The organism is Streptomyces violascens, assembly GCF_014649955.1.
GTDB lineage: Bacteria > Actinomycetota > Actinomycetes > Streptomycetales > Streptomycetaceae > Streptomyces > Streptomyces violascens.
The window spans coordinates 88958-103860 of sequence record NZ_BMUA01000022.1; the positions used below are offsets into that span (position 1 = coordinate 88958).

Consider the following 14903-nt stretch of genomic DNA (forward strand, 5'->3'; position numbering starts at 1 on the left):
CAACCCGTTCGCCCCACTCCGCTTTACCAGACGTTTACCGCCCCTTGGGAGTTGCCTGAGGGGGCGATCCTCTTGCGCGATCTGTCCGGGTGTATATTTAACGCACTGGTTAATTAACGAGGTGGTTAAGCAGTATGGCGGACGGGACCGACCGGCTCAGCGTCGTCTTCGCCGCCCTGGCCGACCCCACGCGCCGCGCGATCCTCGCCCGGCTCGCCGAGGGGGAGGCCACGGTCGGCGAGCTCGCCGAGCCGTTCGAGATGAGCCTTCCGGCCGTCTCCCGGCATCTGAAGGTGCTCGAAAAGGCCGGACTGATCACCCGTGGCCGCTCCGCCCAGTGGCGGCCCTGCCGCCTGGAAGCGGCGCCCCTCGCGGACGCCACCGACTGGCTGGAGCGCTACCGGCGGTTCTGGGAAGGCAGCTTCGACGCTCTCGCGGAACACCTGCGAGAGCTCCGGAAAGGACAGAGGAACGATGAGTGAGAACGTGAGCGACGGCATCGAGATCACCCGCGTCTTCGACGCGCCCCGCGCCCTGGTCTACCGGGCCTGGACCACCCCCGAGCACTTCGCCGCCTGGTACGGCGGCGCGGCCGAGATCCCGCTCGACCGGATCTCCCTGGACGTGCGCCCCGGCGGCGCCTGGAGCCTCGTCATGCTCGTCCCCGGCCACGGCGAGATGCCGTTCGGCGGCGTCTACAAGGAGGTCGTCGAACAGGAGCGGCTCGTCTTCACGATCAAGGACGCGTCCGCGCCCGCCGGCATCGAGGGCGACATCGTCACCGTCACCTTCGCGGACCACGGCGACAAGACCGAGATGGTCTTCACCCAGCGCGGCGGAAACCTCACGGCCGAGCAGTACGAGCAGGCCAAGGGCGGCTGGGCGCACTTCTTCGACACCCTCGCCGGCCACCTCGCCGAGCGCTAGCGGGACATGCGGGCCAGCGCCCCGGGAGCCTCGGACACCGAGTCGACCAGGGCGATCCGGCCCGCCATCGGCCGGTCCTCGGCGAGCGCTTCGAGCAGCGGCCAGGTGGGCAGGCGCTCGGTCCAGTGCGCACGGTCGACCAGGACCATCGGCGTCGGGCCGCCCCGCGACTCGTAGTAATTCGGCGTCGCGTTGTCGAAGATCTCCTGTACGGTGCCGGCCGCGCCCGGCAGGAAGACGACTCCCGCGTTGGAGCGGGCGAGCAGGCCGTCCTCGCGGGTGGCGTTGGCGAAGTACTTGGCGATCGAGCCCGCGAAGGCGTTCGGCGGTTCGTGGCCGTAGAACCAGGTCGGGATGCCCACGGAGGTGCCGCCGCGCGGCCACTTCGTACGGACCTCGAAGGCGGCGCGTGCCCATGCGGAGACGGACGGCCTGAACGACGGCTCCTCGGCGAGGATTTCGAGGGCCGAGCCCAGCATCGCGTCGTCGAAGGGCGCCGCGTACGCACCCAGGTTCGCGGCCTCCATCGCGCCCGGCCCGCCGCCCGTCGCCACGGTGAACCCGGCGCGGGCCAGCGTGCGCCCCAGCACCGCCGCACCCTCGTACTCGGCCGTGCCGCGGCCCATCGCGTGGCCGCCCATCACGCCCACCACCCTCGCCCCGACGAGCAGTTCGTCCAGGGCGTCGGAGATCGCGTCGTCGTGGATGGAGCGCAGCATCGAGGAGAAGATGTCGCCGTCCGCCTTGGTCCGCTGGAACCAGGCGTACGAGAGCGCGTCCGGGGTTCGCTCGTAGCCCGCGGCGAGCCCTTCGAAGAGCTCGGCGGGGGAGTAGAGGGTGCCTCGGTACGGGTCGAAGGGCAGGTGCGGGACGGGCGGGAAGACGAGGGCGCCGTCGGCCCTGACCTTGGCGGCCGCGTCCGGCTCCATGGCGCAGCCGAGGAATACGGCGCCGGCTGTGTCGGTGCGCAGCAGTACGGGCGTGCGGGTTGTCAGGTCCACCGACTGCACCCTGAACCCGGCCAGCGTGGCGTGCGTCGCCGCCGCGTCGAACTCGGCGAGCGATTCGATCTCGGTGTCGCTCCCTGCGGGAGACTTCGCTTCTTCGTCCGGCACGGCGCCCATGCTAGGCGCTGCCGGTACGCCCCCTTCAGCGGCGGCCCGTTGCCGACTGCGTGCGCAGTTCCCCGCGCCCCTAAACCCCGTCTTCGGCCTCGGGCTGTGCGTGGCTGGTCGCGCAGTTCCCCGCGCTCCTGTCAGCGTTCATGCCGGCCGGCACAGGCATCTTCAGCCTGTCCGGCTACCGCAGCGGCAGGGCTGCCAGTTCCGCGATGGCCACGGTCAGCGGGGTGAAGACCACCAGCAGGGCCAGGGCCCGCAAGGACGCGGCGGTCCGGAGCAGCGCCGCAGGGGTGCCCAGCTCCACGAGCGCCCGGGTCGTATCGGCGCGGGCATGGCGGGATTCCAGCGCCGCGGTCAGCAGCGTGGCCACCGGGCAGCTGATCACCAGGGCCGCGCCGAGCCCGGTCAGCGGGCCGAAGGGGTGCGGCCCGGCCCGGTACCCGTACAGCGTGGCCGCCGCGATCCCCCCGGAGGCCACCGCGCACACCACCCCCAGCGGCCGCCCGATGCGACGGGCCTCCGACATCAGGACCCGGCCCGCGAGCAGGCGCGCCGCACCGGGGCGGGCCAGCTGGAGCAGCCGCCCGCTGAAGTGAGCCAGCGCCGGACCCGCCAGCGCGAGGCCGACCGCGGTCAGCGCCCAGCCACCGAGCACCCCGGCCGGGCTGCCCTCCGGGTGCCCCGGCATCGGGAGCGCGGAACCCTGCCGGCCCCCGTTCACGTACGTCTGGAACGCGAGGCCCGCCGCGACGAGCGCGAAGCCCCACGGCAGCCCGCTCGGCGTCGGCGCGGGCTCCTCGGGGTGCACCGGGTCGCTCACGTCGCCGGGGCGCAGGGTGCGCGGGCGCAGTGCGAGGCCGGCCGCCACCGACGCGGTGACCGGCAGGATGGCGAGCAGGGTCAGGGCGCCCGCCAGCGGCATCGGCTGGTCGGCGGCGAGCAGCCCGGCGGCCTCCCCGTCGAAGGGGAGCCCGGTGATGTCGCCGCGCAGATGGAGATAGACCAGGAGCGCCACCGCCGAGCCCAGCGTGCACGACACCGCCGTGGACACCGCCGCGATCGCGGCGAGCCGGGCCGGTCCCAGGCCCACCGCCGAGAGCCCCTCGCGCGGCCGGGTGCTCGGGTCGCTGCGGGCCACCGCGACCGCGAAGTGCGCCGCGGCCGCCAGCGGAAGCGCGCACCACAGCAGCCGCAGCCCCGACGCGCCGGGATGGCCGACCGCGTACCCGAGCGTGCACAGCAGGAGGAAGCCGACCCCCGCGGACGCGGCGGACACCAGCAGGCGGCGCAGCAGGACCAGGGGATGGGTGCCGCGGGCTAGACGGAGAGCGAGCACGCCGCGACACCCTCCGCATCCGAAGTGCCTTTGTTCTCAATGGAGTTGACCCGGCAGCCGTCGATGAGGACCACCGTGCGGTCGGCGAGTGCCGCGACGTCGGTGTCGTGGGTGGCGAGGACCGTGGTGATCCGGTGCGAGCGGGCCGCGGTGAGCAGGGTGCGCAACACCTGTGCCCGGTCGGTGCGGTGCAGGGCCGCGGTCGGCTCGTCGGCGAACAGGACGGCGGGCCCGGTGACCAGGGCGCGGGCGATCACCACGCGCTGACGCTGCGCCTGGAGCAGGGCGTGCGGGCGCTTCTTGGCGCACATGTCGATGTCGAGCCGCTCCAGCCACTCCAGGGCGGCCTTCTTCGCGGCGCGGTGCCCGATGCCGCGCAACAGCAGCGGCAGGGCCGCGTTCTCCCACGCGTTCAGCTCGGGCACCAGGGCGGGCTCGGGGTCGATCCAGCCGAACCGGTCGCGCCGCAGCTGCTCACGGGCGACGGCGCCCAGGGTGTGCACCGGCCCGCTGTTGAACCACACCTCGCCCTCGTTCGGCACGAGGGAGCCGGACAGGCAGCGCAGCAGGGTCGTCTTGCCGCTGCCGCGCGGACCGCCGACGGCCAGGATCTCGCCCTCACGGACCCCGACGCTGACGCCGGTCAGGGCGGGCGAGCCGCCGTGGGAATGGTGCAGGGAACGCGCCCACAACACGTCGTTGTCCGGCGGAGCCACCATGGTGCATACCTCGGTTCAGATCAGAATTCCTGCTCCCCGTACGGGGGAACGAAGGCAGGGCCGATCGGTCACTGGGCACGCTAGGGAGTAGGGCGTGGCTGTCCGGACAGCACGCGGCCCGGTCCCGCCCATCTCACTCGATGGGCGCAACCGGGCCGGTGCGGACGGCGTACGGACCTACAGCTTGGTCCAGGCCTCCGTCAGGACCTCGCGCAGGACGCCCTCGATCTCGTCGAAGGTGCCCTGGTCGGAGATCAGCGGCGGAGCGAGCTGGACCACCGGGTCGCCGCGGTCGTCGGCCCGGCAGTACAGGCCGTTGTCGTAGAGCGCCTTCGACAGGAAGCCGTACAGGACGCGCTCCGTCTCCTCGTCGTTGAACGTCTCCTTGGTGGCCTTGTCCTTCACGAGCTCGATGCCGTAGAAGAAGCCGTTGCCGCGGACGTCGCCGACGATCGGCAGGTCGTGCAGCTTCTTGAGGGTGTCGAAGAAGGCGCCCTCGTTGTCGAGCACGTGCTGGTTGAGCCCCTCCTTCTCGAAGATGTCGAGGTTGGCCAGGCCCACCGCGGCGGAGACCGGGTGGCCGCCGAAGGTGTAGCCGTGCAGGAAGGTGTTGTCGCCCTTGTAGAACGGCTCGGCGAGCTTGTCGGAGATGATGCAGGCACCGATCGGGGAGTAACCCGAGGTCATGCCCTTGGCGCAGGTGATCATGTCCGGGACGTAGCCGAACTTGTCGCAGGCGAACATCGTGCCGAGGCGGCCGAAGGCGCAGATGACCTCGTCGGAGACGAGCAGCACGTCGTACTTGTCGCAGATCTCGCGTACGCGCTGGAAGTAGCCGGGCGGCGGCGGGAAGCAGCCGCCCGCGTTCTGCACCGGCTCCAGGAAGACGGCGGCCACGGTCTCGGGGCCCTCGAAGAGGATCTCCTGCTCGATCTGGTCGGCGGCCCAGCGGCCGAAGGCCACCGGGTCGTCGCCGTGGATCGGGGCGCGGTAGATGTTGGTGTTGGGCACCTTGTGCGCGCCGGGGACCAGCGGCTCGAAGGGCGCCTTGAGGGCGGGCAGACCGGTGATGGACAGGGCGCCCTGCGGGGTGCCGTGGTAGGCGACCGCACGCGAGATGACCTTGTACTTCGTGTGGTTGCCGGTGAGCTTGTGGTACTGCTTCGCCAGCTTCCACGCGGTCTCGACGGCCTCGCCGCCACCGGTGGTGAAGAAGACCTTGTTGAGGTCGCCCGGCGCGTAGTTCGCGAGGCGCTCGGCGAGTTCGACGGCCTTGGGGTGGGCGTAGGACCAGACCGGGAAGAAGGCCAGTTCCTGCGCCTGCTTGTAGGCGGTCTCGGCGAGCTCGTGACGGCCGTGGCCGGCGTTGACGACGAACAGGCCCGACAGGCCGTCCAGGTACTTCTTGCCCTTGTCGTCGTAGATGTAGGTGCCTTCGCCACGGACGATGGTGGGAACGGGCGCGTTCTCGTACGACGACATGCGGGTGAAGTGCATCCACAGGTGGTCGTAGGCGGTCTGGCTGAGGTCCTTGCTCACGGCTATCGGGTTCCCCACATATAGGTCTGCTTCTTCAGCTTGAGATAGACGAAGCTCTCGGTGGAGCGCACGCCGGGGAGCGCGCGGATCCTCTTGTTGATCACTTCGAGAAGGTGGTCGTCGTCCTCGCAGACGACCTCCACCATCAGGTCGAACGAGCCCGCGGTCATCACCACGTACTCGCACTCGGCCATGGCCGTCAGCGCCTCCGCCACGGGGTCGAGGTCGCCCTCGACGCGGATGCCGACCATCGCCTGGCGCCGGAACCCCACGGTGAGCGGGTCGGTCACGGCGACGATCTGCATCACGCCCTGGTCCAGAAGTTTCTGGACGCGCTGGCGCACGGCCGCCTCGGACAGGCCGACGGCCTTGCCGATCGCGGCGTACGGGCGGCGCCCGTCCTCCTGGAGCTGCTCGATGATCGCCAGGGAGACGGCATCGATCGACGTCCCATTGGTGCGACGCGCAGCGTCTCCTTGGGGGGCGGTGGTCGGGAGACGGGAGGGACCGTTCCCGATCCTGGGTTCTGTGCTTCGGCTGGCCACGGAGCCACTGTGCACCCGACTCGTCTGTCCCGCAACCCCAAAGCGATGAAATTCGTTGTTCCGTGACCTCCAGAGAACTGAATCCGAAGTTCCCGGGCGTCAGGTCTGTCGAAAGCGTCACCTCACCGACTAGGGTGGGCTGTCTCACCCATCGGACATCGGACCGGGAGGCCAGCGAAGTGACCACCGAACTGCGTCGTTTGCGCAACTACATCGACGGAGAGTTCCGCGATGCTGCCGACGGGCGGACCATCGAGGTGGTCAACCCGGCCACGGGCCAGGCCTACGCGACCTCGCCGCTCTCCGGCCAGGAGGACGTGGACGCCGCCATGGCGGCCGCCGCCGCGGCGTTCCCGGCCTGGCGCGACACCACCCCCGCCGAGCGCCAGAAGGTCCTGCTCAAGATCGCGGACGCCTTCGAGGAGCGCGCCGAGGAGCTGATCGCCGCCGAGTCGGAGAACACCGGCAAGCCGATCGAGCTCACCCGCACCGAAGAAGTGCCGCCGATGGTGGACCAGATCCGCTTCTTCGCCGGCGCGGCCCGGCTGCTCGAAGGCCGCAGCGCCGGCGAGTACATGGAGGGCATGACCTCGATCGTCCGCCGTGAGCCGGTCGGTGTCTGCGCGCAGGTCGCGCCGTGGAACTACCCGATGATGATGGCCGTCTGGAAGTTCGCCCCGGCGCTCGCCGCGGGCAACACCGTCGTCCTCAAGCCGTCGGACACCACCCCGGCCTCGACCGTGCTGATCGCCGAGATCATCGGTGCGATCGTCCCCAAGGGCGTCTTCAACGTCATCTGCGGCGACCGCGACACCGGCCGCGCCATGGTCGAGCACAAGACCCCGGCGATGGCCTCCATCACCGGTTCCGTACGGGCCGGCATGCAGGTCGCCGAGTCCGCCTCCAAGGACGTCAAGCGCGTCCACCTGGAGCTCGGCGGCAAGGCCCCGGTCGTCGTCTTCGAGGACGCCGACATCGCCAAGGCCGTCGAGGACATCGCGGTCGCCGGCTACTTCAACGCCGGCCAGGACTGCACGGCCGCGACCCGCGTGCTCGTCCACGAGTCGATCCACGACGACTTCGTGACCGCGCTCGCCAAGGCCGCCTCCGACACCAAGACCGGGCAGCCGGACGACGCGGACGTGCTGTTCGGCCCGCTCAACAACGCCAACCAGCTCAAGCAGGTCTCGGGCTTCATCGACCGCCTCCCCGCGCACGCCAAGGTCGAGGCGGGCGGCCACCGGGTCGGTGAGCAGGGCTACTTCTACGCCCCGACCGTCGTCTCCGGCCTCAAGCAGGACGACGAGATCATCCAGAACGAGGTGTTCGGGCCGGTCATCACCGTCCAGTCCTTCACCGACGAGGCCCAGGCCCTGGAGTACGCGAACGGCGTCGAGTACGCGCTCGCCTCCTCGGTGTGGACCAAGGACCACGCCCGCGCCATGCGCATGTCCAAGAACCTCGACTTCGGCTGCGTGTGGATCAACACCCACATCCCGCTGGTCGCCGAGATGCCGCACGGCGGCTTCAAGAAGTCCGGCTACGGCAAGGACCTCTCGGCGTACGGCTTCGAGGACTACACCCGCATCAAGCACGTGATGACGTCCATCGAGGGCTGAGAGCAGGCCTGAACACGCGGAAGGGGCGGGGGAGTTGATCCCCCGCCCCTTCTTCCTGCCCCCGCGCCCCCGACAGGGTGTCTGGCCTGGGGCGTACGGCTGTACGCAGCGTCCATTGAACCCGCTCGGCGGGGCGGGCATCCTGCCGGAATGCGACCGACCGCGTTCCCCGCCACCAGCCCGTTCTCCCGCCGCAGCCTGCTGCGCGCCCTCGGCGGCGGCGCAGCCCTTGCCGGGCTGGCCGGCTGCGGAGTCCCCGCGGCGTACGTCGAACCGGGCGACCGGGCAGGGCGCGACCGCTCGGCGGCCGACAAGTCCCTCACCTTCGCGAACTGGCCGCTCTACATAGACGTCGACGACAACGACGCCTCCAAGCGCCCCTCCCTGGACGCCTTCGCCAAGAGCACCGGGATCTCCGTCACGTACACCGAGGAGATCAACGACAACGACGAGTTCTTCGGGAAGATCAGTCCGGCCCTGATGAACCACCAGGAGACCGGCCGGGACCTGATGGTGATCAGCGACTGGATGGCGGCCCGGTTCGTGCGGCTCGGCTGGGTGCAGGAGATGGACCGCGCCAAGCAGCCCAACGTCACCCGCTACCTCGACCCCCAGCTGCGCACCCCCGCCTTCGACAACGGGCGCCTGCACAGCGTCCCGTGGCAGTCCGGGATCACCGGCATCGCGTACAACAAGAAGAAGCTCGGCCGCGAGCTCCAGCACGTCAGCGACCTGTGGGACCCGCGGCTCGCGGGCAAGGTGACGCTGTTCTCCGGGCTCGACGAGTCCTTCGCGCTCCTGATGCAGGGCAACGGCGTCGACATCACGAAGTGGACCGCTGCCGACTTCCACCGGATGTGCGACCAGGTCGAGAAGCTGGTCGCCAAGAAGCAGATCCGCCGCTTCACCGGCAACGACTACACCAGTGACCTCAACAAGGGCGACGTCCTGGCCTGCCAGGCCTACAGCGGCGACGTGTTCCAGCTGAAGGCGGACAACCCCGACATCGAGTTCGTGGTGCCCGAGGAGGGCGCGGAGCTCTGGGCCGAATCGATGATGATCCCCAACCTGGCCCGCCACAAGGCGAACGCGGAGGCCCTGGTCGACTACTACTACGACCCCCGGGTCGCGGCCGAACTGGCCGCCTCGGTCAACTACGTCTGCCCGGTCCCCGCCGCCCGTGACGTCCTCGCCTCCTCCAAGGACAAGGGCGAGGCCGAACTCGCCGAGGACCCGCTGATCTTCCCCGACGACGCGATGCGGGGGCGGCTCGCGATCGCCCGGGACATCACGTCGGAGGAACGGGCGGAGTTCGCGAAGCGGTGGAACGCGATTGTGGGGTTGTAGGGGGCGGCCCTTGTTTTGAACACGTTCAACGGAGGCGTACGCTTGCGATCATGAGCGAGCGAAACGCCCTGTTGCGGCGTATCCGCGTGTGGTTGGTCGTCTTCATCGTCTGTCTCGTGCTGAGCGGGCTGACGGCCTTTCCCCTGGTCCATGAACTGCACTGGACGCAGTCCCTGTTGCGGAACACGCCGCTGGGCGACTGGCTGCCGGGGCTCAGTGTCTGGATCGACCGGGTGCGGTACGGGCTTGATTCCGCGGATGCCGAGTACCCGTTCCTGCTGTACGGGACGGACTGGCTGGCCTTCGCCCATCTCGTCATCGCGGTCGCGTTCTACGGGCCGCTGCGCGATCCCGTCCGCAATATCTGGGTCGTCGAGTTCGGGATGATCGCCTGTGCGGGGATCGTCCCGCTCGCGCTGATCTGCGGGCCCATCAGAGGGATTCCCCTCTGGTGGTCGGTGATCGACATGTCCTTCGGGGTGTTCGGGGTGATCCCGCTGTACGTGGTGCGGCGCAAGGTCAAGGCGCTGGAGGCGATGGGGGCGGGGGAGCCGGTGGCGGTGCCGGTTCCGGTGTGAGGGCGGGCGGTCAGGCGGGGTCCGGGGCGCCGAAGGCGGCGATCATGACGTGCATGGCCGTGGGGTTCATGTCCGAGCCCTTCGCGTCCGTGGAGTTGACGCTGTAGACCAGGGTCCGCGAGAGCGCCCCGGTGGGCGACACCGTCGCCGCGATCGCGGTGTTGTAGCCCCAGCGCCCGCCCGTCTTGCCCCACACGTCGTGGCCGCCGAGCCGTATCGTCGACAGACCCGCGCTGTACGCGGCCGGCTTGCCCGTCTTCATGTCGCGCACCGACGCGTCGGGCAGGGTGAACATCTCCTTCAGCTGCGGGCCGCGCACCACCTGGCCGGTGAACAGGGCGCGCGTGAAGCGCTCCAGGTCGGCCGTGGTCGAGATCAGATCGCCCGCCGCGAAGGTGTCCCCGGCGCCCCACACCGTCACGTCCCGCAGCTCGGTCGAGCCGTCCGGCTTCGTGAACACCTGGTAGCCGTGGTTGTGCGGGCCGCGGATGGCGGGGTCGGCGCCGGGCACGTAGGTGTGGGTCAGGTGCAGGGGCCGCAGGATGCGGGTGGCGAGCTGATGGGCGTACGCGTCGCCCGTGACCCGCTCGATCAGGAGGCCGGCCACCGTGTAGCCGATGTTGTCGTAGTGCTGCTTGAGGCCGGGCGCGAAGTCCGGCTTCCGCGCGGTCGCCTCGCGCACGACTTCCCTCGGGTCGCTGCTCTCGAAGCGGTGCGCGTACAGGTATTCCGGGGAGTCGTCGGGTGAGCCGACGGAGGGGATGCCGCTGGTGTGGTCGAGAAGCTGACGGACTGTCACATTGCTGTATGCGGCAGGGATCAGGTCGGGCAGGTAGGCGCGCGCCGGGCGGTTCAGGTCGACCCGGCCCTCGCCCGCGAGCTGCAGCACCATGGCCGCGGTGAAGACCTTGGTGACCGAACCCGCCCGGAACCGCGCGTCCGGGTCCGCCGGGGTGTTGCTCGCCAGATCGTGCACCCCGGCACTGCCGAGCCAGTTGCCCCCGGTGCCGCCGACTCTCACCAGCGCGGCGGTCGCGTCCGCCCCCGGCTTCCCCGCCCCGGCGATGGCCGCGCGCAGGGCGGCGGTGTCGAGGGGAGCGGTCTGGTGGGCGGCGGCTCGGCTCGCCGCCGCGACGGGGGCCGGGGGTGCGGCGAGGGCGGGTCCTGCCGAGATGCCCAGGGCGAGGGCGGTGGCGATGAGGGTGGTGCGGGTGTTCATGGGGGCTCCGTGGCGAGGTGGACCGTTGTCGCTTGGTGGCTTCCATCCTGCGGATCCCAGGGGGTGTGCGGATCGCCGTGGCGGGGGGTTCTGGTGGCCTCGTCTTCTCGCCCGTGCGGGGCAGTCGGGTGCGTACGTCATCCCCCGGCCGGGGGAGCTGCCCCTCGCGGGCCGTGCCGCCCAAGGGCTCAGGACGCAGCCCCCGCCGAGATCAGGCCCGACTCGTACGCGCAGATCACCGCCTGGATGCGGTCGCGCAGGCCCAGCTTCGCCAGCACGTTGCCCACGTGCGTCTTCACGGTGTGCTCGGAGACCGTCAGTTCGGCCGCGATCTCGGCGTTGGACAGGCCCCGGCCGAGCAGCAGCAGCGTCTCGCGTTCGCGGGCGGTCAGCGCGTCGAGGCGGGCGGAGGGGACCGGGGCGGCGGGCCTCGATGTGTACTCGGCGATCAATCGCCGTGCCACCGAGGGTGCGAGCAGCGCCTCCCCGGCCGCCACCACCCGTACCGCGTGCACCAGATCGTCCCGTCGGACGTCCTTGAGGAGGAAGCCGCTCGCCCCGGCGTGCAGCGCCTCGTACACGTACTCCTCCGAGTCGAAGGTGGTCAGCATCACCGTGCGGCAGGCGCTCGCCGCGCTGATCGCACGGCAGGCCTCTATGCCGTCCAGATGCGGCATGCGGATGTCGAGCAGCGCCACGTCGGGCGCCAGCCGGCGTACGGCGTCGACGGCCTGGATGCCGTCGCCCACCTCCGCGACCACTTCGATGTCCGGCTGCACGTCCAGGATCAGGGCGAAGCCGCTGCGCACCAGCTCCTGGTCGTCGGCCACCACCACACGGATCGTCATCTCCCCACCTCCGCCGAGGAGGCTATCGAGGGGGCGGGAGGCAGGGGGATGACGGCCCTGACCTCGAAGCCCCGGCCGTCCGGGCCCGGGCCCGCCGATGCCGTGCCGCCGTGCGCCGCCGCCCGTTCCCGGATGCCGATCAGGCCGTGCCCGGTACCGGGGCCCGGCGCGGTGCGGCGAGTGGGTACGGTACCGGGCCCGCCTCCGTCGTCCCGGACCGTGATCGTCAACTCCCGTACGGAGTAAGAGAGTTGTACGGATATCGTCGAGGCCGCCGCGTGCTTCACCGCGTTCGTGAGGGCCTCCTGCACGATCCGGTACACGGTCGTCCCGGCGGCCGGGGGGAGCGGGCGGGCCGTGCCTTTCGTCTCGTACGCGACCGAGGGGCCGCCGCCCAGGGAGACCCGCTCGACCAGCGCGGGCAGCGCCGCCATGCCCGGCTGCGGCTCGCGCGGGGCATCCGGAGCGGTCTCCTCCCGGAGTACTCCCAGCATCCGGCGCAGCTGCACCATCGCGTCCCGGCCCGTCTCCGAGATCGCCTCGAACGCCGCCTCCGCCCGTGCGGGCGCCGCCCGCACCGCGACCGGGCCCGCCTCCGCCTGCACGATCATGATGCTGACCGCGTGGGAGAGGATGTCGTGCATCTCCCGGGCGATCCGGGCCCGTTCGCGCGCCGTGGCCTGCTCGGCCTCGATGCGGTTGGCCCGCTCCAGCTGCGCCGCGCGGTCCTCGACGGCCGTGGTGTAGGCCTGCCGGGTATGGGTCAGCCGCCCGAGCGCGTACGCGGCACCGAAGACGAAGAAGGAGAACATCAACTCCTTGGCGTCCTGGGTGTTGAGCGCCACCGAGGGCACGATGAGGACCGCGACAAGGGCGGCGACGGAGATCCGTCGGCGCACCGGGGACAGCGCGGCCACCGAGTAGAGGGCGACGAGCCCCGGGTACGGCAGCGGCTGGCCGGGCCCGTCCAGGGTGAGCTTGTACGCGGCTCCCGCCGCCAGGACCGCGAGCGTCACCGCGACCGGGGCGCGGCGCCGCCACACCAGGGGCAGCACGGCCAGCGAGGTCAGGGCGTAGTCCGCCCAGGTGGCCGGGCGCAGCCCGTCGGGCCGCTCCACGACGAACGGGATCGACATCGCCACCTGCACCAGCAGGGCGAGCCCGATGTCGACCGCCCAGCCGTTCGCCGCCCGCAGCCGTGCCGCCAGGCGTTCCCTACCCACCCCTTGTCCCCCTTCGAAACGCGGCCCTTCACCGCCCGGACAGGATGCCGTGCAGCGCGTCCACGCGGTTGGTGGTGATCGAATCCACTCCGTACTCGATGAGACGGCGCTGGGTGCGCGCGGTGTCCGCGGTCCACGCCGAGACGAGCATCCCGTCCCGGTGGACCCGCTCCACCAGCTCCGAACCGACAATCCCGAAGCGGTAGTTGAGCCAGCGGGGCCCAATGGCGTCGATCAGCGTCGGCCGGGGCGGGGCGGGCTTCGTCCAGGTCAGGGCGATCTCGGCGTTCGGGTCGGCGGCGCGCACCCGCAGCATGGCGACCGGCCCCGCGCAGTAGTAGACGCGCTCGCCCGCACCGCACTCGCGGACCGTGTTCACCACCTTGCGCACCGACTCCTCGGTGGCGCCCGGCAGATCGAGCATCACCCGGTGTGCGCCGACCGCGATCAGCGCCTGGCGCAGGGTGGGGACCCCGCCGCCGGTCACCTCCCGCACCTCGGCGTACGGCAGCTCGGCCACCGGGCGGTCCCAGTCCCACAGCCGCTTCAGCGTCTCGTCGTGCAGCAGCACGGGCACGCCGTCCTGGGTCGTGCGGACGTCGATCTCGACCGCGTCCGCGCCCCGCACCAGTGCCGAGGAGATGGAGGGGAGCGTGTTCTCGCGGACGCGGTACGGGTCGCCGCGGTGGGCCACGGCTGTCACGGTGCGCATGGGGCCATTGTCCTGAGCGGCGCCGGGGTCAGCCAGCCGGCGCCGGGTCCGAGGAGGTCAGCGGGCGAGCCACTTCGCCGTGTAGTCGTCGATCTCGCCGGCGAGCCGCGTCTTGCCCGCCGGGTCGAGGAACGAGGCCTCGACGGCGTTCTTCGCGAGGTCCGCGAGGCCCCGCTCGTCCAGGTCCAGAAGGCGGGCGGCGACCGCGTACTCGTTGTTGAGGTCGCTGCCGAACATCGGCGGGTCGTCGCTGTTGATCGTGACGAGCACGCCCGCGGCCACCATCTCCTTGACGGGGTGCCGGTCCAGGTCGGGCACCACCCGCGTCGCCAGGTTGGACGTCGGGCAGACCTCCAGGGCGATCCGGTGGTCGGCGAGGTGCTTGAGGAGCGCCGGGTCCTGGGTGGCACTCGTGCCGTGACCGATGCGCTCGGCGCGCAGCTCGATCAGCGCGTCCCAGATCGACTGCGGCCCGGTGGACTCGCCCGAGTGCGGCACGGAGTGGAGGCCCGCGGCGATGGCGCGGTCGAAGTACGGCTTGAACTGCGGCCGTGGCACCCCGATCTCGGGGCCGCCCAGGCCGAAGGAGACCAGGCCCTCGGGGCGCACCCCGTCCTCGGTGGCGAGCCGGGTCGTCTCGGCGGCGGCCTCCAGGCCGGCCTCGCCCGGAATGTCGAAGCACCAGCGCAGGACCGTGCCGAACTCGGTCTCGGCTGCCTTGCGGGCGTCCTCGATCGCGTCCATGAACGCGCGCTCGTCGATGCCGCGGCGGGTGGAGGAGAACGGCGTGATGGTCAGCTCGGCGTAGCGGATGTTCTGCCGGGCCATGTCCCGAGCCACCTCATAGGTGAGAAGGCGCACATCCTCCGGGGTCCGGATCAGGTCGACGACCGAAAGATAGACCTCGATGAAGTGGGCGAAGTCCGTGAACGTGAAGTAGTCCGCGAGCGCCTCGGGGTCGGTGGGAACCTTCGAGTCCGCGTGGCGGGCGGCCAGTTCGGCCACGATGCGCGGCGAGGCGGAGCCGACGTGGTGCACGTGGAGCTCGGCCTTGGGCAGCCCCGCGATGAAGGGGTGCAGGTCGGTCATGGGGTCCTCCATGGGTCTGCCGCGAGGGTCCTCGCGCGGTCGGCGGCGTACGGCCTCCGGACGTCGGGGATCATGGTAGGC

At 71.0% G+C, this 14903-nt stretch carries 15 protein-coding genes; 5 read left to right on the plus strand and 10 right to left on the minus strand.

Features of this window, described 5'->3' with window-relative positions; translation table 11 throughout:
* Nucleotides 1–134 precede the first annotated feature (134 nt).
* Together IE206_RS31710 and IE206_RS31715 are read left to right on the plus strand one after the other, a co-directional pair.
* The gene (locus IE206_RS31710; RefSeq protein WP_189968207.1) at nt 135–482 is read left to right on the plus strand and encodes an ArsR/SmtB family transcription factor; all 348 of its coding nucleotides are present in this window, start codon (nt 135–137) and stop codon (nt 480–482) included.
* Nucleotides 475–927, plus strand: coding sequence for an SRPBCC family protein (locus tag IE206_RS31715; protein ID WP_189968209.1), 453 nt, complete (start codon nt 475–477; stop codon nt 925–927). Before IE206_RS31710 ends, IE206_RS31715 begins: the two co-directional genes overlap by 8 nt.
* Here IE206_RS31715 and IE206_RS31720 read toward each other — a convergent pair.
* The 5 genes from IE206_RS31720 to IE206_RS31740 form a co-directional block, all read right to left on the minus strand.
* Nucleotides 924–2042, minus strand: coding sequence for an LOG family protein (locus IE206_RS31720; RefSeq protein WP_226599814.1), 1119 nt, complete (start codon nt 2040–2042; stop codon nt 924–926). The two genes, IE206_RS31715 and IE206_RS31720, sit on opposite strands and share 4 nt — an antisense overlap.
* Nucleotides 2043–2226: 184 nt before the next feature.
* Nucleotides 2227–3384 (minus strand): hypothetical protein, encoded by a 1158-nt coding sequence (locus IE206_RS31725; protein WP_189968213.1) that lies wholly within the window; start codon nt 3382–3384, stop codon nt 2227–2229.
* A complete protein-coding gene (locus IE206_RS31730; protein ID WP_189968215.1) occupies nt 3366–4103 on the minus strand; it encodes an ABC transporter ATP-binding protein in 738 nt (245 codons plus the stop codon). The genes IE206_RS31725 and IE206_RS31730 overlap by 19 nt, the downstream gene beginning before the upstream one ends.
* A 177-nt stretch (nt 4104–4280) precedes the next feature.
* On the minus strand, nt 4281–5660 hold the full coding sequence (locus tag IE206_RS31735; RefSeq protein WP_189968217.1) for an aspartate aminotransferase family protein: 1380 nt from the start codon (nt 5658–5660) through the stop codon (nt 4281–4283).
* Nucleotides 5645–6187, minus strand: a complete 543-nt coding sequence (locus IE206_RS31740) for an Lrp/AsnC family transcriptional regulator (protein WP_373301013.1) — start codon at nt 6185–6187, stop codon at nt 5645–5647. The genes IE206_RS31735 and IE206_RS31740 overlap by 16 nt, the downstream gene beginning before the upstream one ends.
* A 179-nt stretch (nt 6188–6366) precedes the next feature.
* Between IE206_RS31740 and IE206_RS31745 the strand changes: the two genes are divergently transcribed.
* The 3 genes from IE206_RS31745 to IE206_RS31755 all read left to right on the plus strand — a co-directional run bounded on the left by IE206_RS31745 (nt 6367) and on the right by IE206_RS31755 (nt 9731).
* A complete protein-coding gene (locus tag IE206_RS31745) occupies nt 6367–7806 on the plus strand; it encodes a gamma-aminobutyraldehyde dehydrogenase (RefSeq protein WP_189968221.1) in 1440 nt (479 codons plus the stop codon).
* A 150-nt stretch (nt 7807–7956) separates the two neighbouring features.
* The gene (locus tag IE206_RS31750) at nt 7957–9153 is read left to right on the plus strand and encodes a polyamine ABC transporter substrate-binding protein (protein WP_189968223.1); all 1197 of its coding nucleotides are present in this window, start codon (nt 7957–7959) and stop codon (nt 9151–9153) included.
* Nucleotides 9154–9203: 50 nt separating this feature from the next.
* On the plus strand, nt 9204–9731 hold the full coding sequence (locus IE206_RS31755) for a hypothetical protein (RefSeq protein WP_189968225.1): 528 nt from the start codon (nt 9204–9206) through the stop codon (nt 9729–9731).
* A 10-nt stretch (nt 9732–9741) separates the two neighbouring features.
* Here IE206_RS31755 and IE206_RS31760 read toward each other — a convergent pair whose 3' ends face one another.
* The 5 genes from IE206_RS31760 to IE206_RS31780 all read right to left on the minus strand — a co-directional run bounded on the left by IE206_RS31760 (nt 9742) and on the right by IE206_RS31780 (nt 14834).
* Nucleotides 9742–10950: a serine hydrolase domain-containing protein gene (locus tag IE206_RS31760; RefSeq protein WP_189968228.1), complete on the minus strand. Its 1209-nt coding sequence runs from the start codon at nt 10948–10950 to the stop codon at nt 9742–9744.
* A gap of 188 nt (nt 10951–11138) precedes the next feature.
* A complete protein-coding gene (locus IE206_RS31765) occupies nt 11139–11798 on the minus strand; it encodes a response regulator (protein ID WP_189968230.1) in 660 nt (219 codons plus the stop codon).
* Nucleotides 11795–13021, minus strand: coding sequence for a sensor histidine kinase (locus IE206_RS31770; protein ID WP_444545517.1), 1227 nt, complete (start codon nt 13019–13021; stop codon nt 11795–11797). Before IE206_RS31770 ends, IE206_RS31765 begins: the two co-directional genes overlap by 4 nt.
* Nucleotides 13022–13049: 28 nt before the next feature.
* Entirely contained in the window at nt 13050–13733 is a 684-nt protein-coding gene (locus IE206_RS31775) for a glycerophosphodiester phosphodiesterase (protein WP_189968232.1), read from the minus strand.
* A 57-nt stretch (nt 13734–13790) separates the two neighbouring features.
* On the minus strand, nt 13791–14834 hold the full coding sequence (locus IE206_RS31780) for an adenosine deaminase (protein WP_373301014.1): 1044 nt from the start codon (nt 14832–14834) through the stop codon (nt 13791–13793).
* Nucleotides 14835–14903 lie beyond the last annotated feature (69 nt).

What these genes read in the sequence shown, in the direction of transcription:
- IE206_RS31710 (WP_189968207.1), top strand. Translation starts at nt 135, where the DNA reads ATGGCGGACGGGACCGACCGGCTCAGCGTCGTCTTCGCCGCCCTGGCC.
- IE206_RS31715 (WP_189968209.1), top strand. Translation starts at nt 475, where the DNA reads ATGAGTGAGAACGTGAGCGACGGCATCGAGATCACCCGCGTCTTCGAC.
- IE206_RS31730 (WP_189968215.1), bottom strand. Translation starts at nt 4,103, where the DNA reads ATGGTGGCTCCGCCGGACAACGACGTGTTGTGGGCGCGTTCCCTGCAC.
- IE206_RS31750 (WP_189968223.1), top strand. Translation starts at nt 7,957, where the DNA reads ATGCGACCGACCGCGTTCCCCGCCACCAGCCCGTTCTCCCGCCGCAGC.
- IE206_RS31755 (WP_189968225.1), top strand. Translation starts at nt 9,204, where the DNA reads ATGAGCGAGCGAAACGCCCTGTTGCGGCGTATCCGCGTGTGGTTGGTC.
- IE206_RS31760 (WP_189968228.1), bottom strand. Translation starts at nt 10,950, where the DNA reads ATGAACACCCGCACCACCCTCATCGCCACCGCCCTCGCCCTGGGCATC.
- IE206_RS31765 (WP_189968230.1), bottom strand. Translation starts at nt 11,798, where the DNA reads ATGACGATCCGTGTGGTGGTGGCCGACGACCAGGAGCTGGTGCGCAGC.
- IE206_RS31775 (WP_189968232.1), bottom strand. Translation starts at nt 13,733, where the DNA reads ATGCGCACCGTGACAGCCGTGGCCCACCGCGGCGACCCGTACCGCGTC.
- IE206_RS31780 (WP_373301014.1), bottom strand. Translation starts at nt 14,834, where the DNA reads ATGGAGGACCCCATGACCGACCTGCACCCCTTCATCGCGGGGCTGCCC.